The organism is Lactococcus sp., from assembly GCF_036648155.1.
GTDB lineage: Bacteria > Bacillota > Bacilli > Lactobacillales > Streptococcaceae > Lactococcus > Lactococcus cremoris.
On sequence record NZ_JAVXIY010000001.1, the window covers coordinates 237,385 to 258,553 of the forward strand.

At 37.2% G+C, this 21,169-nt stretch carries 20 protein-coding genes and 1 tRNA gene; 14 read left to right on the forward strand and 7 right to left on the reverse strand.

The genetic code is table 11. The features are described 5' to 3' along the window. Nucleotides 1-11: 11 nt before the first annotated feature. Together RSC39_RS01255 and RSC39_RS01260 are read left to right on the forward strand one after the other, a co-directional pair. A complete protein-coding gene (locus RSC39_RS01255; RefSeq protein ID WP_011834340.1) occupies nucleotides 12-1,181 on the forward strand; it encodes a class I SAM-dependent rRNA methyltransferase in 1,170 nt (389 codons plus the stop codon). A gap of 164 nt (nucleotides 1,182-1,345) precedes the next feature. Further along, on the forward strand, nucleotides 1,346-3,268 hold the full coding sequence (locus tag RSC39_RS01260; protein ID WP_332534516.1) for a fructose-bisphosphatase class III: 1,923 nt from the start codon (nucleotides 1,346-1,348) through the stop codon (nucleotides 3,266-3,268). 79 nt (nucleotides 3,269-3,347) lie between these two features. Here the strand turns inward: RSC39_RS01260 and RSC39_RS01265 are convergent. Both RSC39_RS01265 and RSC39_RS01270 read right to left on the reverse strand, forming a co-directional pair. Then, nucleotides 3,348-3,433, reverse strand: a tRNA-Leu gene (locus RSC39_RS01265). Between the two features lie 66 nt (nucleotides 3,434-3,499). Then, a complete protein-coding gene (locus RSC39_RS01270) occupies nucleotides 3,500-4,774 on the reverse strand; it encodes an NAD(P)/FAD-dependent oxidoreductase (RefSeq protein WP_332534518.1) in 1,275 nt (424 codons plus the stop codon). A gap of 37 nt (nucleotides 4,775-4,811) precedes the next feature. Here RSC39_RS01270 and RSC39_RS01275 point away from each other — a divergent pair, with 37 nt between their 5' ends. The 5 genes from RSC39_RS01275 (at nucleotide 4,812) to RSC39_RS01295 (ending at nucleotide 10,811) form a co-directional block, all read left to right on the forward strand. Further along, nucleotides 4,812-5,639: an NAD(P)H-hydrate dehydratase gene (locus tag RSC39_RS01275; protein ID WP_332534520.1), complete on the forward strand. Its 828-nt coding sequence runs from the start codon at nucleotides 4,812-4,814 to the stop codon at nucleotides 5,637-5,639. A 73-nt stretch (nucleotides 5,640-5,712) separates the two neighbouring features. Further along, entirely contained in the window at nucleotides 5,713-6,126 is a 414-nt protein-coding gene (locus RSC39_RS01280; protein WP_332534522.1) for a DUF1398 family protein, read from the forward strand. Between the two features lie 251 nt (nucleotides 6,127-6,377). Next, entirely contained in the window at nucleotides 6,378-8,159 is a 1,782-nt protein-coding gene (locus tag RSC39_RS01285; protein ID WP_332534524.1) for an ABC transporter ATP-binding protein, read from the forward strand. Nucleotides 8,160-8,180: 21 nt separating this feature from the next. Next, the gene (locus RSC39_RS01290; protein ID WP_332534526.1) at nucleotides 8,181-10,055 is read left to right on the forward strand and encodes an ABC transporter ATP-binding protein; all 1,875 of its coding nucleotides are present in this window, start codon (nucleotides 8,181-8,183) and stop codon (nucleotides 10,053-10,055) included. Between the two features lie 90 nt (nucleotides 10,056-10,145). Beyond that, entirely contained in the window at nucleotides 10,146-10,811 is a 666-nt protein-coding gene (locus RSC39_RS01295) for a YcjF family protein (RefSeq protein ID WP_011675291.1), read from the forward strand. Nucleotides 10,812-10,856: 45 nt separating this feature from the next. Here RSC39_RS01295 and RSC39_RS01300 read toward each other — a convergent pair whose 3' ends face one another. The 3 genes from RSC39_RS01300 to RSC39_RS01310 all read right to left on the reverse strand — a co-directional run bounded on the left by RSC39_RS01300 (nucleotide 10,857) and on the right by RSC39_RS01310 (nucleotide 12,702). After that, nucleotides 10,857-11,876 (reverse strand): Gfo/Idh/MocA family oxidoreductase, encoded by a 1,020-nt coding sequence (locus RSC39_RS01300; RefSeq protein ID WP_332534528.1) that lies wholly within the window; start codon nucleotides 11,874-11,876, stop codon nucleotides 10,857-10,859. Beyond that, nucleotides 11,860-12,027: a hypothetical protein gene (locus RSC39_RS01305; RefSeq protein WP_011675293.1), complete on the reverse strand. Its 168-nt coding sequence runs from the start codon at nucleotides 12,025-12,027 to the stop codon at nucleotides 11,860-11,862. The genes RSC39_RS01300 and RSC39_RS01305 overlap by 17 nt, the downstream gene beginning before the upstream one ends. Nucleotides 12,028-12,225: 198 nt before the next feature. Next, nucleotides 12,226-12,702 (reverse strand): S-ribosylhomocysteine lyase, encoded by a 477-nt coding sequence (locus RSC39_RS01310; protein ID WP_063281918.1) that lies wholly within the window; start codon nucleotides 12,700-12,702, stop codon nucleotides 12,226-12,228. Between the two features lie 217 nt (nucleotides 12,703-12,919). Between RSC39_RS01310 and RSC39_RS01315 the strand changes: the two genes are divergently transcribed. From RSC39_RS01315 to RSC39_RS01335, 5 genes are all read left to right on the forward strand, one after another. Next, entirely contained in the window at nucleotides 12,920-13,384 is a 465-nt protein-coding gene (locus RSC39_RS01315; protein ID WP_052750649.1) for a GyrI-like domain-containing protein, read from the forward strand. A 64-nt stretch (nucleotides 13,385-13,448) separates the two neighbouring features. Further along, complete coding sequence (locus RSC39_RS01320; RefSeq protein ID WP_011675296.1) at nucleotides 13,449-14,294, forward strand: aldo/keto reductase; 846 nt, start codon at nucleotides 13,449-13,451, stop codon at nucleotides 14,292-14,294. Nucleotides 14,295-14,533: 239 nt separating this feature from the next. Then, nucleotides 14,534-15,046, forward strand: a complete 513-nt coding sequence (locus tag RSC39_RS01325; protein ID WP_021036649.1) for an isochorismatase family cysteine hydrolase — start codon at nucleotides 14,534-14,536, stop codon at nucleotides 15,044-15,046. A 114-nt stretch (nucleotides 15,047-15,160) separates the two neighbouring features. Then, nucleotides 15,161-15,709, forward strand: coding sequence for a DUF6036 family nucleotidyltransferase (locus tag RSC39_RS01330; RefSeq protein WP_011834352.1), 549 nt, complete (start codon nucleotides 15,161-15,163; stop codon nucleotides 15,707-15,709). Beyond that, a complete protein-coding gene (locus RSC39_RS01335; RefSeq protein ID WP_011675299.1) occupies nucleotides 15,706-15,990 on the forward strand; it encodes a hypothetical protein in 285 nt (94 codons plus the stop codon). Before RSC39_RS01330 ends, RSC39_RS01335 begins: the two co-directional genes overlap by 4 nt. 49 nt (nucleotides 15,991-16,039) lie before the next feature. Here the strand turns inward: RSC39_RS01335 and RSC39_RS01340 are convergent, their stop codons facing one another. Beyond that, nucleotides 16,040-17,329, reverse strand: a complete 1,290-nt coding sequence (locus RSC39_RS01340) for a LysM peptidoglycan-binding domain-containing protein (protein ID WP_063281915.1) — start codon at nucleotides 17,327-17,329, stop codon at nucleotides 16,040-16,042. Nucleotides 17,330-17,672: 343 nt separating this feature from the next. On the opposite strand from RSC39_RS01340, the gene nrdD reads away from it, so the two are divergent. Further along, a complete protein-coding gene (gene nrdD, locus RSC39_RS01345) occupies nucleotides 17,673-19,916 on the forward strand; it encodes an anaerobic ribonucleoside-triphosphate reductase (protein ID WP_063281914.1) in 2,244 nt (747 codons plus the stop codon). 2 nt (nucleotides 19,917-19,918) lie between these two features. Beyond that, nucleotides 19,919-20,518: an anaerobic ribonucleoside-triphosphate reductase activating protein gene (nrdG, locus tag RSC39_RS01350; RefSeq protein ID WP_063281913.1), complete on the forward strand. Its 600-nt coding sequence runs from the start codon at nucleotides 19,919-19,921 to the stop codon at nucleotides 20,516-20,518. 71 nt (nucleotides 20,519-20,589) lie between these two features. Here nrdG and RSC39_RS01355 read toward each other — a convergent pair whose 3' ends face one another. Beyond that, complete coding sequence (locus tag RSC39_RS01355) at nucleotides 20,590-21,099, reverse strand: DUF2325 domain-containing protein (RefSeq protein ID WP_015081971.1); 510 nt, start codon at nucleotides 21,097-21,099, stop codon at nucleotides 20,590-20,592. Nucleotides 21,100-21,169: the final 70 nt, after the last annotated feature.

Genomic DNA, 21,169 nt, shown 5'->3' on the forward strand with positions numbered 1-21,169 from the left:
ATAATTAAAAGATGAAAAAAATTACAGTACGGACAAAAGCAGCAAAAAAACTGCGAGCGGGTTACCCACTTTTGGTGGCAGAAGATTTAAGTTCACCTATTTCAGAGGATGATTTTGCACAGTTTTTTGATGAAAAAGCTCAAGCTCTTGGAACAGGCTATCTTTCAAAGCAAAATAAAGGAATTGGCTGGTTGTTGAGTACCTCATCAGCAAAAATTGACCATCATTTTTATGTGGAAAAATTTGTTCAAGCACGAAGCTTACGTGCTCCTTTTTTCCAAGATGAGTTGACGACAGCCTTCCGTCTGTTTAACGGCGAAGGTGATGGTTTAGGAGGCTTAACCATTGATTTTTATAATGGTTTTGTTGTCTTTTCTTGGTATAATCCATTTATTTATAGTCAAAAAAAAGCAATTGTCAAAGCTTTCCAAGTGGTTTTTCCTGACATTAAAGGGGCTTATGAAAAGCTGCGTTTTGCTGACAGTCAATTGGAAAGTCAATATCTGTTCGGTGAAGAAGCGCAAGAACCTTTATTAGTCATGGAAAATGGGGTGACTTATGCGACATACTTGAATGAAGGCTTAATGACAGGGATTTTTCTTGACCAAAAAAATGTCCGTGGAGCGCTTGTAAATGGCCTTGTGGCTGGTAAAACTTTGTTGAATATGTTTAGTTATACAGGGGCTTTCTCAGTAGCTGCAGCCGTTGGTGGAGCAAGTCAAACCACTTCGGTCGACTTGGCAAAACGATCACTTGATAAAACAAGAGAACAGTTTTTGGTCAATGGAATTGAACCAGACAGTCAAAAAATTTATGTGATGGATGTTTTTGGCTATTTTAATTATGCCAAGAAAAAGAATTTGACTTATGATATTGTTGTGCTTGACCCACCGTCATTTGCTCGCAATGGTAAAAAGACATTTTCGGTGGCCAAAAATTATGGGGAACTTGTGGAAGAAGCTGTGGATATCCTCGAAAATAATGGAACGTTGATTGCTTCAACGAATGCGGCAAATGTTTCTGATAAGAAATTCCGTCAAATGGTTGAAGAATCTCTCAAAAATAAGGGAGTGAAATTTACCATTTTCCAAGAAGAAAAACTACCAGCTGATTTTCAGATTGCTGACAGCTTTCCAGAAGGAAATTATCTTAAAGTTTTATTTATTAAAATCAAAAAATAGTCTGTCAGTTGCTGACAGGCTTTTTGGTCAGTCATTTAAAAATGTGAGCGCTTTACTATCTGCTTTCTATATGATAAAATGCAAGCATAAGCTTAATTATTCTCATTTTTTTAAATAGAAAGCAGATTGGTGAGATAGGGATAGAAACCTATTTTATTTTTATTATGGATAAAAAATATTATCAGTTATTAAAAAAGCAGTTTTCTTCAAAGGAGGCTGTACTTACAGAAATTATTAACTTGAGTGCTATTTGTGAATTACCAAAAGCAACAGAGCATTTTATGAGTGATGTGCATGGTGAATATGATGCTTTTAATCATGTCCTAAGAAATGGTTCTGGCAGTATCAAAGAAAAATTACGGGATTGTTTTCCACAATTTTCGTCAGCAGAAATTTCATCAGTGGCAGCCTTGATTTATTATCCACAAGAAAAACTAGACTCTGAATGTCAACTTCAAGATAAAAAGCTTTTTGAACACTATTGCCGTCTAAACCTAGTCTATCTATTGAAAACAGTTAAATTTGTTGGACAAAAATATACGCGTTCAAAAGTTCGTAAAGCTTTTCCAGAAAAATTTCGCTACATCTTAGAAGAGTTAATCAATGAAGTGGATTCGACGACTGACAAACAGGATTATTTTGATTCAATTCTTTCGCAGCTACAAAATCTGGGAGAACTTACTCGCTTAATTGTTGCACTTGCAGATACAATTCGCAGATTGACGGTCGACCATCTACATGTTGTTGGGGATATTTATGATCGCGGACCATATCCAGACAAAATTATTGACCGTTTGATAAACATGCCCTCAGTTGATGTTCAGTGGGGCAATCATGATATTGTGTGGATGGCGGCTTTTAGTGGCTCACCTTTGGCCATGATGAATGTGATAAGAATTTGTGCCCGTTACGGGAATTTAGATATTCTTGAAGAATCTTATGGGATTAATTTGCGTGCGATTTTAGAATATGCTGAACGTTATTATGAACCAAGTGAGGCATTTCGTCCACGATTAGTTGATGGGGTTCGCTTGTCAGCTGATGAAAAAGCACTCCTTAATAAATTACAGCAAGCCACGGCTATTTTACAATTTAAGTTAGAAAGTCAACTAATTGAAAGACGGCCAGATTTCCAACTTGAACATCGGGACCTCCTCCATTTTATTGATTTCTCACAAAATAAAATAGAATTAGCAGGTGAAACCTATGATTTAATTGATTTTCAGGCGCCTACAATTAATCCTGAACAGCCCGCAAGTCTAACTGAGGAAGAAGAAAAAATAATTGCTCACTTGTTAAATAATTTTAAAACTTCAGATAAGCTCAAGCGCCATGTTGGATTCTTGCAAGAAAAAGGGGCCATGTATCTTTCTTACAATGGCAATCTATTGATTCATGGTTGCCTTCCCTTACATGAAAATGGAGATTTTAAATCATTCACAATTGATAAGAAGGCTTATGCTGGACGAGATTTACTTGATTTTTTTGACTGTGAAGTTAGAAAATGTCTTGCTCATCCTGAAGAATCAAAGGATTTAGCAACAGATTTGATGTGGTACTTATGGGTGGGAGAATGTTCTTCCTTGTTTGGCAAAACAGCAATGACAACCTTTGAACGTTATTATATCAAGGATAAATCCACTCATGTAGAAAAGAAAAATCCATATTATCAATTACGTGAACAACCTAAAATCATTACAAAAATCTTAGAAAACTTTGGTTTAGATGAAAATGGACATTTGGTTAATGGTCACACTCCAATTAAGGAAAAAAATGGCGAGAATCCAATCAAGGCGGATGGAAAGTTGATTGTGATTGATGGAGGTTTTGCTAAAGCCTATCAAAAAGAAACAGGTATCGCTGGATATACCCTTCTTTACAATAGTTTTGGCATTCAATTGGTTGCTCACCAACCTTTTTCGACAGTCAAAGCAGCGGTCGAAAAAGGAACAGATATTATTAGCTTGAAACGTTTAGTGGCGGAAGTTGACGAACGAAAGCGGGTCAAAGATACTAATGTTGGGCAAACTTTGCTAAGTGAAATAGCAGATTTAGAGGTGCTTTTTGAGCATTATGAAGATTATTAAAAGGAGTACCTTTCTTGGTACTCCTTATTTTCTATAAAAAGGCAATAAAAAAACTCAGCCTTAGCTGAGTTAATATTAGTGCGGTGGGCGGGACTTGAACCCGCACCAAGAAAATTCCCGACAGGATCCTTAATCCTGCGCGTCTGCCAATTCCGCCACCACCGCAAAACAGTACTTTAATATAGTACCATTTCTAGATTAATTGTGCAAGTATGAACTAGGGCTGATTTTTTATTGGAAATAAGAGGCAATTTCGGCGGCATGTTTTCCAGCGACAAAACCTGTGACAAAGGCACAAGTAATATTATAACCACCAGTATATCCATTAATGTCTAGCAGTTCCCCAGTCATAAATAAGCCTTGCGTTTTTTTACTTTCCATACTTTTAGGATTTACTTCTTTCAAAGAAACACCGCCACCAGTGACAAATGACTTCTCAATTGGGAGAGTTTTATTTATCATGATTTGCCAGTTTTTGAACAGTTGAACGAGTTTTTCGATTTGTTGTTCAGATAAAGATTTGGCTGGTAAGGCAGGATTAATGCCAGCTTTTTCAAGAATAAAGAGAAGCATGCGTTCTTGGGTTAGTCCAGCGAAGGCATTTTTAATTGATTTATCACTTGAAGCTAGCTTGGTCAGTTCATTTTTTAAAAACCCAGCCGATTTATCTGGGAATTGGTCTAAGCTGACCATGACAGGAGTTTCACCTTTTTCAAGAAGTTGGTTAATGAAACTTGAACAGCGTAAAGCAGCCGGACCAGACAAACCAAAATGAGTGAAGAGCAAGTCATGTTGATGAGAAATCACTGTTTTTCCTTTAGCATTAACGACTGACAGCTTGATTTCACGTAAAGAAATTCCTTGAAGGTTTTTATCTAAAATGAAAGATTCATCAGAGAGTAGCGCAGCTTCGGTAGCATAAAGTTGCGAAATCGTATGTCCCGCTGAGCGGGCTAAGCGATAACCATCGCCGGTTGAACCTGTGGAAGGATAGGCACGACCACCCGTAGAGAGAACGATTGTTGGACTTAAATAGCTTTCACTATCAGTTTCTAATCCAACGATGGACCCATTCTCAATGATAAGTTGGCTGACCGCTTGACTTGGAAAATAAGAAACATGAAGGCTTAAAATTTTGTTAAAGAGCGCATCAACGATTGTTTTAGATTTGTCAGTTAGAGGGAACATGCGTCCATGGTCTTCTTCTTTTAATTTAACACCATTACTTTCAAAAAAGTTAATAATATCAAGATTAGAAAACTGAGAAAAGGCCGAATGAAGAAAGCGTCCATTACCAGGAACATTTGCTAATATTTCATCAATAGAGCGACTATTGGTCACATTACAGCGCCCGCCACCGGTCATTAATAATTTTTTTCCGACTTTTTTATTTTTATCAATAAGAGCAACTTTTGCTCCATTTTCTGCTGCTGAAATGGCGGCCATCATTCCTGACGGGCCTGCACCAACAACGATAACGTCAAATGTTTTTGCTGATTTTGTCATGGTTTAATTTTAACACGAAATGCGGTAAAATAGCAGTATGATTGAATTGACTGATGAGATTTTAAGAAAAGTGATTAAAAAACGTAAAAAAGATTCTTATAAAGGAACTTATGGACGTTTATTAGTGATTGGTGGAAATGCTCAATATGGCGGCGCGGCTATTTTGGCAACGACAAGTGCAGTTTATTCTGGAGCTGGTTTAGTTTCTGTAGCATTGGCTAAAGAGAACCATGGCGCTTTACATGCAAGACTTCCAGAAGCAATGACAATTGATTTTGATGATTTGTCAGCTCTAAGAGAAGTAGCAAAATCTGCTGACGTCATTGTCATTGGTCCAGGACTGGGTTTAGAGAGACTTGATTTACTGACAGAAGTTTTGAATTTACTGACAGAAAAACAAAAGTTGGTCATTGATGGTTCAGCACTGACTCTTTTTGCTAAAGAACATTTAAGCTTACCTTATCCGCAAAATACGATTTTCACACCGCATGAAATGGAGTTGGAACGACTTTCTAGTTTGAAAATTGGTCAGCAAACTAAAGAAGCCCTTCAAGATTTTGTTAATCAAGAAGGAGCAATTATCGTTGCAAAATCCTCAGAAACGCGAATTTTCAGTCCAAATCAAGAGAACTTTATTTTAAAAATAGGTCTCCCAGCTCAAGCAACGGGAGGAATGGGTGATACGTTGGCTGGAATGATTGGCGGGTTTTTGGCCCAATTTCATGGAGAAACAAGAGAGACAGTAGCTGCTGCAACCTATTTACACAGTTTAATAGCAAGTCATTTAGCTAAAAAAGCTTATGTGGTCTTACCCAGTCGATTGATTGAAGAAATCCCATTATTTATGAAAAAATATGAATGCTGATAAATTCTGTCAGCATTTTTTTCTTTGAACTTTGTTATAATTAATCATCAAATAAGCGAAATGAGGTGAAAAAATGAATGCAATAGAACTTGTAGATGGAGCCATGAAAAAAGCTGAGACCATTCGCCCAAAAGTGGGCGGTTTTCCATATCTGGCCGAATGTTTGAGAGAAGCTGGTGTTTTGAAAAACGTCTGGACCTTACCAGCGGGACAGAGCACTTTTTGGACGGTTGCTGGAGTAATTAGCCTGACTAATGCGCCAATGCTTACCGGCTTTCAGGAAGTTGCAACTTTTGATAGGGAAGCCTTGATTAAAGCTTTACGAGCTGACCAAGCGGGTAAAACGACTTTTCCTGAGTTTTTAAGTGCAACTTGGGAGGCTGGTGTGATTGACTATGAAGCTAATTTTGAGAAAAGGATTGTTACTTATCGTGGAGCTCAGGGCGAGGAATATGTTGAAGCCTACCCTGCGGTAACCATTGCTTAGGAAAGTTCGTTATAAAAAAGCACTCATGATAATAGAGTGCTTTTTTATTTTAGGGACGAATATAGGATTAATCACAAGCTTTAGTAGACAAATGATAATTTCTAAAAAATATCAGCAAGAGATTGGATAATTTCTGTCAGTGATTTTTTCTTTCGTAATTTTTGAAATAAAAATGATATAATATTGACGATGAGAACTAATAAAAATAAAGAAAAACTACTAAATGTAGTTTCGCTAAAAAAGGAGAAAGCATGCTAACAATCGGCCGACGCTATTTGAATTTTTGGCCTGTTTTTTGGGCACTTTTTTTGCTTGTCATTCAAGTGGTGACTAATCTTTGGTTGCCAACAATTACAGCGGACATTATTAATAAAGGAATCGGTCAATCAGATATGAAATATATCTGGTTTATGGGTTTAATAATGCTAATCGTTGCCCTTGCTAGCTGGATTTCAGCGATTGGGAATGTTTATTTTGCTTCCAAACAATCGCAAGGTTTGGGGATGAAATTACGTCGTGACTTATTTAATAAAGTATTATTTATGGACGAGCGTAATTTTCAAGATTTTGGTGATGCAACTTTAATCACCCGAACAACAAACGACGTGACTCAACTGCAAAATGTTTTTCAGACGATGCTTCGGATGATGCTTATGGCACCGATGATGTTGATTGGTTCAATCTTTATGGCTTGGAAATTATCACATGATTTGATGCTTGTTTTTTTAATTTCTTTGCCTATTTTGACTTTGGCTGTGGTGATAAATATCGCAATTGCCATGCCCCGCTTTCGTTCAATGCAAACAAAAGTTGATAAGATTAATCTCATCTTTCAACAAGGACTAACTGGAGTACGGGTGATTCGTGCTTTTAGGCGAGACCAATATGAAATTGATAAATTCGATGAAGCAAATCGAGATTTGACGCATACTAGCCGAGTAGTATTAACCACCATTGCCATGTTAATGCCAATCATGACCGTTATTTTGAGTTTTACAAATATCGGAATTGTCTGGTTTGGTGCACAACTCATCGGTAAAGATATGATGGAAATGGGCTCATTGGTTGCCTTTTTGACTTATGCATCACAGATTTTGATGTCTTTTATGCAATTGTCGGCAGTCGCTGTTATGGTGCCCCGAGCTCAAGTTTCGGCTGTCCGCGTTCGAGAAATTTTAGAAAGACAAGACAAAATCACGGATGAGCAAGTTAATAAGGAGCTAAATGAGTCTGTCAGTAATTCTTTAGCACTTCATCAGGTTTCATTCAAATTTGATGAGGCTAAAAGACAAGCACTGTCTGATTTGTCAGTAAATGTGAAAGCTGGTCAAACTTTAGCGATTATTGGTGGGACAGGTTCTGGGAAATCAACGATTTTGAATTTGATTGCTAGATTGATTGACCCAACAAGTGGAAGTGTCAATATTAATGGGATTGATATTCGGCAAATGTCTCAACATGATTTGCATGAGAAGGTCGCCTTAACTCAACAAAAAGCAGTTCTTTTTTCTGGAAGCCTGCGTTCTAATCTACAATTTGGGAAAAGTGATGCCACTGATGAAGAAATGTGGCAAGCTTTAGAAATTGCTCAAGCTGCAGATTTTATTCGAGAACAAGGTGGTCTTGAGATGGCAGTGGAACAAAATGGTGCCAACTTTTCTGGTGGCCAAAAACAAAGAATTGCCATTGCTCGAACATTGATTAAGGATGCTGAAATTTATCTCTTTGATGACTCATTTTCTGCTTTAGATTTCGCTACAGACCGGAAACTTCGCGAGGCGATTAACAAGTCAGAAAAACATCATGATAAAATCAAAGTGATTGTCGCCCAAAGGATTGCCACAGTCATGTCAGCTGACCAAATTTTAGTTTTGGAAAATGGACTTGCCGTGGGTCTTGGAACACATGAAAGTCTGGCCAAATCATGTCCGCAATATCAAGAAACCATGCAATCACAACTCTCAGATGAGGATTTGGTGAAAATGGGTCTTTCGATTACAAATTCAACTGACAAAGGAGGGCCAGTCCAATGATGAGAGGAAATTATCTTAATCGTGGGGGGGAAGGGAGCTGACCGTTTCCAAAAGGGACGGCGAGCTGAAAATTTCTTTCCGACCATTATTCGTCTTTTTAAATATATGCGTCGCGATTTGTGGGGGTTGATATTTTCAATGGTAATTGCTGGTCTGTCTGTCATCTTATCAGTTCAAGCCCCTAAAATCTTAGGGACGGCGACAACGGTGATTTTTGATGGAGTGACAAAAAGTCTAAAAAATCATCAAGCTATTCGAATTGACATGGCAAAAGTTGAATCTATTTTGCTTTACGTCTTGGTCATTTATCTAATTTCATTTGTTTCTGGAGTCTTGCAACAAAGCATCATGACTCGAATTTCACAGCGAACGGTTTATACTTTGCGCCGCGAATTTAAAAATAAAATGAAAAAGTTGCCCATTTCTTATTATGATAGTCATAATAATGGTGATATCATGAGTCGAATGATTAATGATATGGACAACATTTCGGGGACTTTAAACCAAACATTGATTCAACTGATTACAAGTATCCTGCAATTTGTAGGAACCATCTACTTCATGCTGACGATTTCTTGGCAGTTGGCATTAGTTGCCTTTATCACAGTTCCTTTAGCAATGATTACTGTCAGAATTGTCGCTCCTTTATCGCAAAAATTCTTTTCTGAACAACAAAAGAATTTGGGCTTATTAAATGATCAAATTGAGGAAAATTACTCAGGGCACACGGTCATTAAAACTTTTAATCATGAAGCAGCAGCTGAAAAAGAATTTGCTAGAAGAAATGATGATTTTTATAAATCTGCATGGAAAGCACAATTTGTGTCTACTTTGATTTACCCAACCATGCGTTTTATCAATAATTTGGATTATTTAGCCATGGCAGTGATTGGTGGACTTAAAGTGATTTCAGGATCAGTCAATCTCGGTGATGTTCAAGCCATGTTGCAATATACCAATCAATTTGCGCAACCCATTACGAATATTTCTAACATGCTTAACACCATTCAAGCAACAGTCGCATCGGCTGAGCGTATTTTTGAAGTACTAGATGAAAAAGAAATGACTGACGGCATTTCTGTCAGTGAAAAAGTTACTGACAGGAAGAAAAAAAGGACTGACGAAAGCTCAAAAAATTCTGTCAGTAACTTTGAAACTGCTGACAGGACTGATTTTATTCATTTTGAACAAGTTGCTTTTTCGTACAATGAAAACCAAACACTCATGACAGATGTTAATTTTTCAGTTGAAGTCGGTCAGATGGTTGCCATTGTCGGACCAACTGGTGCTGGGAAAACAACCATGATTAATTTGCTAGAACGTTTTTACGATGTGAGCTCAGGGAAAATTTTACTTGAAGGTAAAGACATTCGGGAAACAAAACGAGAACAATTGCGAAGTCGGATGGCAATGGTCTTGCAAGAAACATGGCTATTTTCAGGAACAATTATGGATAACTTGCGTTATGGACGTCTTGAAGCGACAGATGACGAAGTGATTCAGGCCGCTAAAATGGCCCATGCTGATGAGTTTATCACGACTTTACCTCAAGGTTATCAAACCGTCTTAAATGAAACGGCTACAAATATTTCTCAGGGACAAAGACAGCTGTTAACCATTGCGCGTGCTTTTGTGGCAAATCCCGAGATATTAATTCTGGACGAGGCAACCTCTAGCGTAGATACAAGAACTGAGCGCTTGATTCAATCGGCAATGAATCGTTTGCTCAAAGGGCGGACAAGTTTTGTTGTGGCGCACCGTTTATCGACCATTCGTGATGCTAATCAGATTTTGGTCATGGACAAGGGAAATATTGTAGAAACAGGCAATCATGAAAGTCTACTAAAACAAGAAGGACTTTATGCAAGTTTGTACAATTCACAATTTGCAAAATAAAAGAAATCAATCAAAATTTTGATTGATTTTTTCGTGTATTAAGAGACTATTTTGTTATAATGAGTTAAAAATAGGCTGAAAGGAGCGCAGATGATTAGAAAATCAGATAAGAAATTAAAGGATAGAACAAAGGAAGATAAAATAGCCAAAAATGAAGGCTTTGATGAATTTTTCAATCAAGTTCTCAAAAATATGCCAGCTCGTTCTGCTAAAATAATAAAATCTTCATTTGTGGTTTCAAAGGCTAAGGCCGAACAGTTTTTGGCTAATAATTCTCAAAAATTTGATCAGCTTTTTGATGAGTTTTTAGTCGGAGTGGACAGTCAAACACGAAGAAAATGTCATGAAACGATTCATTTTGCAACTTTGACAGCAGCGATTGTTGGCTTTTCACCCATTCCTTTTTCGGATGCCGTCTTGCTTGTTCCGATTCAACTGACCATGATGATGCGACTTTATAAAATATTTGGGGCTTCTTGGTCAGAAGCTTTGGCAAAGGGAGTCACAAAGGAATTAGTAGTCGTTGGTCTAGGACGCAGCCTCGTAGGAAATGTCTTGAAATTTGTACCAGCAGTAGGAACAATTGCAGGTGGAGCAATTAATGCGACAGTAGCCACAACAATTACTGAAGCCTTGGGTTGGGTGACCGTCAAAATGCTCAATGATGGTGAGGATATTTTCAATAATGTTCTTACTTTTGAAGGGCAATTTAAAGGTTTGGTCAGTAAATTACAAAAAACCACGAAGAAAAAATAAGTTGTCAGCAAAAAAAGACTCATCAGTTGATCAGTCTTTTTTTTATTATTTAGAAAAACCATTTTCCAAAGTTTTGATAACAGCTAGCATTTGCTCATCAGAAACTAACTTGTCAGCGCCATTGATGATTGCTTCATAAGCAGAATCATAAACTCTTCCATAATCACCAGCAACCGTCGGGATATGTTTCACAATACGGTCACCATTTTGATTGAAATAGGTGAGTTGCCCAAAATCAGCTGGACTGTCTTTCCCAAAACCTTCATCACCTGGGAACATGCCAACTTTTAAATCATTTTCTTGTTGGTCAACATCCATTTTGATGAAAGTTCCTCTCGTACCATAAACAAGCCATTTTGGATGTGGTAGAGCAGCGACTTCAGTAGCAGCAACAGTTGCTCGAAAGTTTGGATAAAGAAGATTGACAGAAAAGTAATCATCAACACTGTCATAATCTCTGGTCGCGCGAATGTCGTATTGAACTTCTTTGGGAGTTCCAAAAAGCGATACCATTTGGTCTACTAAATGAACGCCGTGACCATACCAAGCGCCATCAAAATTTCCACCTTGACTAGCATCATTAGGTCTGAAATGATCCATATTGACGGTAATGTCCACTAAATCACCTAAATAACCTTGCTCAATCACTTTTTTGACAGTCAAGAAATCACTATCAAAGCGGCGATTTTGGAAAGGCATGAAGAAAAGATTTTTTTCTTTAGCGATATCTACCAACTCTTTGGCTTGTTCTAAAGTTTCCACAAGAGGCTTATCACAGAGCACGTTTTTCCCTGCTAATAGCAATTGCTTAGCGTAGTCATAATGAGCAAAAGCTGGTGTAACGATAACGACTAAATCAATCAGGTCATCATTGATAATATCAGCGACATCAGTTGAAAATAAAGTTCCAGTCGCTTCTAATTCAGCTTGTTCCGGACGTTTTCCTAAAGTCCGATTGACAATTCGTTTAATCACAATATTCTCACGTTCTTTCACGTAAGGGATATGATAGCGATTAGTTGATTTACCAAAACCAACATAAGCAATATTAAGCTTTTTTGTCATATTTTTTATTCTCCATTTTGGCACGGAGGGCTTCGATTTTAGCCTGAGTAGCATTTTTGGTATTGATGCCTTTTCCGCCTACCGTTGAGTTTTTTTCATGAAATTTACCGACAGATTTCTGTCCCTTATTATCAAGTTGATATTTTCCCATAAGATTAAATACGATTCAGCAAGTAAATTACTCACTGAATTCAGTTCCTTTCTAAGTAGATTTGACGTACGAAAATTTACTGACAGAACTGTCAGTAAAAATTAACCTATTAAATTCCTTACAAAAGGAAATGATTAAGTGTTGTAATCTAAAAACGTTGATAGTTTAAAATTACTTCGTGCGGTAAGTGAGCGAATTTTAAATGACTTTACGTTCGTAAGGGTCAGTTGAAATTCCTTCAGCGAGGATTTTTTTAGACCATTCTTTAGCACCAAAAAGTGAGTGATTGCGGTAGTTTCCGCATTCTTTTTCCGCAACACCAGGAACATTGTCCCAACCAAATTCATCACTTGAAAGCTCTTCTAGAGAAGATTTAATCACTTTCGCAATTTCTTCGGAAGTATGTTCACCCCACATAATCATGTGGAAACCAGTTTGACAACCAAATGGTGAAAAGTCAATCATACCATCGATTCTATCGCGAATCAAACTTGCCATACTATGCTCGATAGTATGTAAAGCAGCCATCCCAATGGCATTGGCATTAGGTTGTACAAAACGAACGTCAAAGTTAGTAATAACATCACCTTTCGGTCCAGTTTCGCTACCAATTAAGCGTACGTAAGGGGCAAGTACTTTTGTGTGATCTAATTGAAAAGATTCTACTTCAGCCATAAAATATATGATACAAAACTCAGCCGATAAAAGTCAGCCTTGTCAGTATCTCCTCCTTTATTTTAAATTCTAATTCTATTCTATCATTTTTTAAGCGAAATATTTTTTTATTTTTATTATAAAGTGGTAAAATGACCTTATAGCGTTTTCAGTAAAGCGTTTGTAGTCCTAGTTAAGGAAGTATTAGACGATACTTACAAAAGAGTGAGGAGGGGAAGTGAACATCAGAGAAGTTGAAAAGTCATCTTTCTCGGTCATCGGAAAAGAAGGCTTAGGTAAATCGCAAGAAGCTGACATTTGGATTCCGCCGCTCTGGCAGCAAGCTACAAATGCTTTTGACGAAATTGCTCATTTAGTTAAACAACCTCTTGCCGTGTGGGGAGCCATGTCTGATGAGGCACGAACTTTTAGCGCTTGGTCCGATGGAGGACTTTATCTGGCAGGTGCTGAAGTTGAAAATACTACGAAAGCTCCTGAAAATTGGACAAAATGGACCTTTCCAAGCTTTCGGTATTTAGTTGTTGAAACAGCAACTTATGAAATGCACAAAGTCTATTCAGAGATGGAAAACTTCATGGCTCAACAGGATTTGGAACTAGTTGGAGCCGTACAGGAGCATCATTCGATTTCAGCTGAAAATCCAGAGGAGTTAGAACTTTGGTTTCCCATTGAAAGAATTTAAGAAGTAAAAGAGTTTTGTTTGGTGACGAACTCATGTATTTTAAAAATTACTAAGGAGAAAAAATATGACATTAACAGACACATACACATTAAACAATGGCATTAAAATCCCAAAAGTTGGTTTTGGGACTTGGCAATCAGCAAGTGGAGAAGAAGCTTATAATGCAGTAAAAGCTGCCCTTGAAGCAGGCTATCGTCATATTGATACAGCGGCTGCTTACAAAAATGAAGAATCTGTTGGTAAAGCAATTGCTGACTCAGGAATTCCACGTGAAGAACTTTTTATTACTACTAAACTTTGGGGCGTAGGAACGACAGAAGATGCAGCAAAAGCATTGGACGAATCATTGGAAAAATTGGGACTTGATTATGTCGATTTATATCTCATTCATTGGCCAAATCCAAAGGCTTTTCGTCCTGACTTTGAAAAACGCAATCTCGCTGTTTGGAAAGCAATGGAAGCAGGATTAAAAGCTGGGAAAACCCGTGCGATTGGTGTTTCAAACTTCCATCCACGTCATTTGAAACCTTTGTTGAAATTTGCTGAAATCAAACCAGCAGTTAACCAAATCATGGTCAATCCAAGTGACCAACAAGAAGAAATTGTAAGTTTTAATGTGGACAATAATATCTTGACTGAGGCTTATAGCCCGCTTGGAACTGGTAAAATCTTTGAAGTTGCAGAACTTGCTGATTTGGCAAATAAATATAATAAAACAATTGCCCAAGTGGTATTGCGTTGGTCACTTCATAAAGGATACCTCCCACTTCCTAAATCAGTAACCCCTGCTCGAATTAAAGAAAATGCAGAAATCTTTGATTTTGATTTAAGTATTGAAGATATTGCTTTTATTGACAGTCTTCATGGTAAAGCTGGACTGGCTAAAAATCCTGATGAAGTTGATTTCTAAAGAATAATTATGAAATATTTTACTGACAGATTGTTTACCTCTCTTACAAGACAGCAGAGAATTTGGTCAGTAAATTAAAAAAGGTCTGTCAGTAGAATTTTGCTGACAGATTTTTTAGATTTTTGCTATAATTATCTCTAACTATAAAACGCTAGACTGCCTAGTCGAGCCACGCTCACCTTGCGAAGAATAAGGATCGGTCATAATAAGAAAAAATTATCAAATACCAAGGAGAAAAGATGAAAAAAGCACTTGTTTTAGTTGATTTTCAAAATGATTTTATTGATGGAAGTTTGGGAACAAAAGAGGCGCAAGCTATTCTTCCTAATGTCATTGAAAAACTTTCTCACTATCCTAAAGAAAATCGGTTTGCCACGCAAGACACGCATTTTGAAGATTATTTATCAACACAAGAAGGAAAGAATTTGCCGGTTATTCACTGTCAAAACGGGACTTATGGTTGGGAAATTCGCAAAGAAGCACAAGTTGGCTTTGCTAAAATTTTTGAAAAAACAACTTTTGGTTCAAGAAGTTTAGCGGAATTTATCCGTGATGAAAACTTTGATGAGGTTGAACTCATCGGAATTTGTACGGATATTTGTGTGGTTTCTAATGCCTTGTTAATCAAAGCCTATGCTCCCGAAGTCAAGTTGACAGTCGATGCTTCGTGTTGTGCGGGCGTTTCACCAGAAAAACACTTGGCTGCTCTTGAAACAATGTCTTCTTGTCAAATAGAAATTATAAATGCATAAGTTGCAACAAAATTACTGATTCTGTCAGCAATTTCAACTTGACAAATTCTTATCTATCATTGATAATGGAAAGAGAAATGACAAAAATTTGAAAGTGTGAGAGAGGTTAAAAATTTGGATTATCATCAATTATTTTCCCGCTTGAATGAAAAACTTTCAGAAGAGAATTTGCAACTTCATTTACACTGTGTTGGCGGTTTTGTACTTGAATACTATGGAATGAAGGCGACAGAGGACATTGATGCTTTTTATGAGACGACTGAAAAAATAGATAAAATCATTGAAGAAATTGGTGAAGAATACCATGTGGGAACTGCTAATGAACCTTGGCTGAGTCAAGCAGTTGGGGAAGTTATGTCTCATTCAAAAACAGATGAAACAATTATTTTTGAAGGAAGTCATTTGACTGTTGGGCTCTCACCACTGGAAGCGATTTTGATTGATAAAATTCAAGTCGGACGTACCAAAGATGTGCCAGACATTGCAAAATTGATGAAGAAATTGAAAATTGAAAGTCCGGATATCCTTTTAGAACGTTTTAAGCATACTGATGGATCGGCAGACCCAGCGGTTATTTTAGAAGCTTATAGTTTGGCTTATGGTGAAGAAGCTTTAAAAAATTATTTACGAAAAAATCCAAAAATACTGAGGTTATTACAATGACGTGGATTGAATATCTCTTGCAGGCTGCCCAAAAATCCAAATGGAATTTAGAACTTTGGGTTCGCTACCTAAACAAAGTGATTCAACGTGACAAAATTTTGCTCTCTAAAAAAGAGATTGACTATTTAACGAACTGTGAAGAATTAACTTCATTTCAACGTGTTTTTCTTGAATTGGCTCTTGAAAAAGAAACGACTCCTTGGGAAATGACTGTTGGAATGTCAGAACCGACCCGTTCTATCCATCTTCAAGCGGTTTTACAAGAATTAAAAAAAGAATGAATTGAATTTCATTCTTTTTTTTATTAGCTAAAAGTTCATTAATAATAATTTATTTTATTCGCAGATACTGACCAATTAAAATAGTATCGCTAGATAAATGATTCCAAGCCTTGATTGAAGCAATTGGGCTGCCAGATTTTTGCGAAAGTCCCCAGAGAGTATCTCCTTTAACGACCTTATGAATTGAGGCATTTGAGTTAGAAGAAGTCGAGTTTGAGTTATTGGTAGCAGTTGAGCCTGAACCTGTCGAAGGATTTGAAGCAGCAGCAGATTGTGAAACAATAAGATTTTGACCAATATAAATGGTATCAGAACTTAAATGATTCCAACTTTTCAATTGAGCAATACTAGTTTTATATTTTACTGATAGCGCCCAAAGGGTATCTCCAGATTTAACCTTAACAGTTGTTTGTGAAGAAGGTTTTGCAGGTGTCACAGAAGTGGTTGGAGTAGTGCTTGCGGAATTGTTTGAACCATTAGAATTAGCCGATGAGCTTGAAGTGGTCAATACCAGCTTTTGACCAATATAAATGACAGTACTTTTAAGATTATTTGCACTCTGAATTTGGGACACACTGATTCCATATTTTTGCGAAATTCCCCAAAGTGTATCTCCGGACTTGACTGTGTAAGTCGTTGAAGTATTATTTGTAGAAGATGAACCGCCAGAACTTGTGTTTCCAGTTGAAGCTCCTCCATCAAAACGAGTTAAATTATATTGAGAAATAATGCGATTCAGTGAAGCGCCATAATTGGGATCTGTTGCATATCTCCCGGTTAGGGCTGCAGTGGCAGCTTGATAAGTTGAGGCATTGGCTCGCCATGCTTTAATGTAATAAGGGCCGTTTCCAAAGTTCGTGGTTTTTAAAACACGGGCGTTGTCTTGGAAACTCTCATTAAATGAAGGATAAACTCGGAAGGGCATATCTTTTGTGACCCATTTACCATTCAAGTATTCTTGAGTTTTAAAAACAACACTCTTTCCTTGATAAGTCCCCTGGATCCCAAATAAATTGTAATAAGGCGCACGGGAAAGCTGGCTTGAACCCCAGTTACTTTCCAAAATAGCTTGAGCAATCATGACCGAAGGATATAAGCCATTAGCATCTGCAACAGGTTTTGCTGATGCGGCAATACTTTCAATAAAAGCCTCTGATGAGTTAGTCGCTGCTTGAACCATTGGACTTGTCTGTTGAAGAAGAAGTTCATGGGTGGTTGTCAATGTTCCGGCAATAAGAACAGCGCCAGCAAATTTTGTGGCTGGCTTATGAAAAGCGAGTGGCTTTTTAGGTTTCTTTTTTAAATGTTTATTTTTTACTTTAACGCGTGATACTGTCATAAATAATTCCCTTCTTGAAGAATATAAAATACAATAAGTGCTAACCTTATTTTACCACGACTGAGTAGAAAAAAAAAGCCATTTTACAGCAGTTTGCAAACGTTTTTTATTTAAAACTCTATCTTGGATAGATAATGAGAGAATTTAGATAAAAAGTCTGATTTAAGACAAAAACATTACTTGTTCAAGACAAAAAGATGATATTTTATCTTGAGAATTTAGAAAAGGAGAATGAAAGCAAGTAACACAAGATGTTGTATGTATTTACATAATTTACTCTATATATTGTGTCATTTGTGAGAATTTGATAGAATAGAGAATGTAATTAAAGAGGATGGATAATATGAAAAGTGAAATAAAATATCAAGATGTAACACTAGAAGAAATCAATGTGATAAAGCGTGATGGGCGCTCAGTAAAATTTAATAGTGAGAAAATTTTTGATGCCTTGACTAAAGCGGCTAAAAAAGTAGAACTGACAGATAAATCAGTGCTCTCAGAACTTACTGACAGAGTGGTCAGTGAGATTTTTAGTCGTTTTTCTGAAAATGTCAAAATTTATGAAATCCAATCCATTGTTGAGCAAGAACTTCTGGAATCTGGCGAAACAGCACTTGCTGAAGAATATATCTCTTACCGTGCTAACCGTGATTTGGCCCGCACCAAAGCAACGGATATCAATTTCACGATTGAAAAGTTAATCAATCGCGACCAAACTGTCGTTAATGAAAATGCCAATAAAGATTCTAACGTTTTCAATACGCAACGTGATTTGACAGCTGGTGCGGTTTCCAAAGCAATTGGTTTGAAACTCCTTCCCCCACATGTGGCAAATGCTCACCAAAAAGGCGATATTCATTATCATGACCTTGATTATAGCCCATTTACAACGATGGCTAACTGTTGTTTGATTGACTTTAAAAATATGTTTGAAAATGGTTTTAAACTTGGAAATGCGCAAGTTGATTCACCAAAATCCATTCAAACCGCGACTGCTCAAGCCAGTCAAATTATCGCCAATGTGGCAAGTAGCCAATATGGTGGTTGTTCATTTGACCGTGCAGACGAAGTTTTGGCCCCTTATGCCAAGTTAAACTATCAAAAACACTTAAAGGATGCTCAAAAATGGATTGATGGCGATGAAAAACGCGAAGCTTATGCTCGTGAAAAAACAGCTAAAGATATCTATGATGCAATGCAATCTTTAGAATATGAAATTAATACTTTGTTCACTTCAAATGGTCAAACACCTTTTGTAACTGTTGGTTTTGGTTTAGGAGATGATTGGTATGCGCGTGAAATTCAAAAAGCAATCTTAAAAGTACGGATTGGTGGTTTAGGTTCTGAGCACCGCACAGCCATTTTCCCTAAATTGATTTTCACACTCAAACGTGGACTTAACCTTGAAGTAGGAACACCAAACTATGACATCAAAGAACTTGCCCTTGAATGTTCAACAAAACGCATGTACCCTGATATTTTGAGCTATGATAAAATTGTTGAATTAACAGGTTCATTTAAAGCTTCAATGGGTTGTCGTTCGTTCTTGCAAGGTTGGAAAGATGCCAATGGGAATGAAGTAACTGCAGGACGTAATAATCTTGGAGTTGTCACAGTTAACCTGCCACGTATTGCTCTTGAAGCCGCTGGGAATAAAGAAAAATTCTGGGAAATTTTCAATGAACGTGTTGAAATTGCACATGATGCCCTTGCTTTTCGCGTGGAGCGTGCCAAAGAAGCACAACCTAAAAATGCACCAATTCTCTTTATGAATGGCGCTTTAGGCCGTCTTGATGCCGAAGGTTCGGTAGATGACTTGTACAATAATGAACGTGCAACCGTAAGTTTGGGCTATATCGGACTTTACGAAGTCGCTACTACTTTTTATGGTCCAACTTGGGAAAGTAATCCAGAAGCCAAAGCTTTTACCATTGAAATTGTCAAACGCATGCACGAAGACTGCGAAGATTGGTCTAAAGCCTCAGGCTATCACTATTCTGTTTATTCAACACCATCAGAAAGTTTAACTGACCGTTTCTGCCGAATGGACAAAGAAAAATTTGGTTCAGTGGCCGATATTACTGACAAAGATTACTATACTAACTCTTTCCACTATGATGTTCGTAAAAATCCAACACCATTTGAAAAATTAGAATTTGAAAAAGACTACCCTGTTTATGCTAATGGTGGATTTATTCACTACTGTGAATACCCAGTTCTTCAACAAAATCCGAAAGCACTTGAAGCCGTTTGGGACTTTGCTTACGACCGTATTGGTTACCTTGGGACAAATGCGCCAATTGACCATTGTTACGCTTGTGGTTTTGAAGGAGATTTTACTCCAACAGAACGTGGTTTCAAATGTCCACAATGTGGAAATGATGATCCTAAAACCTGTGACGTTGTAAAACGTACCTGTGGATATCTTGGAAATCCACAAGCACGTCCAATGGTTCACGGTCGTCACAAAGAAATTTCATCGCGTGTAAAACACATGAACGGTTCTGTCGGAGCTTTGAATGATGGAAATTTGATTGATTCAGTCGAAGTTGACGAAGCAAAATCAAAATATTTTGCGGAGAAATAAGTATGAACAATCCAAAACCAGGAGAATGGAGAGCTGATGAGCTCTCACAAAATTATATTGCAGATTATAAGCCTTTTAACTTTGTTGATGGTGAGGGCGTACGTTGTTCACTTTATGTGAGTGGTTGTATGTTTCATTGCGAGGGCTGCTATAATCAAGCCACATGGTCCTTTCGTTATGGAAGACCCTATACCAAAGAGCTTGAAGATAAAATAATGGCTGACCTTGCCGAGCCTTATGTCCAAGGCCTGACGCTTCTTGGCGGGGAACCTTTCTTGAATACGACATTTTTGATTCCGCTACTTAAACGGATTCGCCGTGAATTGCCTGACAAAGATATTTGGTCGTGGACGGGTTATACATGGGAAGAAATGATGCTTGAAACAGATGACAAATTAGAAATGCTTGATTTGTTAGATATTTTAGTTGATGGTCGTTTTGAATTATCAAAGAAAAACCTGATGTTGCAATTCCGTGGTTCATCTAATCAACGAATTATTGATGTGCAAAAATCACGCTCAAAAGGTCAAGTAGTTGTTTGGGAAAAACTCAATGATGGTGAAAATAATTTTGAGCAAATTCATAAAGAAAAATTAATTTAAAAATACTGATGGACATTCGAGCATATCCGTAAGCACTAAAGTGCCAACGGCTATCCTCTGACAGTCTTCTGTCAGTATTTTTTTAATAATTTTGTGAAATCTGACTCATCGTCAGTAATTTGGATTTCTTTGAGCGCTGTTTTGAGGGGGCGGTGTTTTTTTGTCCCTTTTAAGTAATTTTGAGTTTCTTTAGCTTTAGCAGATTCAGATAAAGAAACTTTCTTTTGCAAGGCAGTTTTACCATTTTGGCTTTTAGTTTTCTTGATTTGACCAGTCCTTTCAAAGGACTCATCTGGAAAATTTTGCGCTAATTGTTTGATGATTGTTTCCAAACCAAAATTACTGCTAATCCAAAAGGGAGTATTAGTTGCTTTGCAGGCTTCTTTAGCAAATTGAATCGAATGATGAGCCACATTTCGATTTCTCATGATGACAAAGTCTGATTTGGCTACGAGTTGGTCAATTTCAGCTCGATTTGGTTTTTTCTTATCGAAACCAAGAAAAGTAACTCCAACCTTAGCCAAGCCCTCCCGAAAATCATGCCAATATTTTACTTCACATAGAATAAGTAGTGTTTTCATTTAAATTTCCTTATTAATAGCTCCGTCTTTACTGACAAAAGCGAATTATAGTGATTATATCACACTTTTA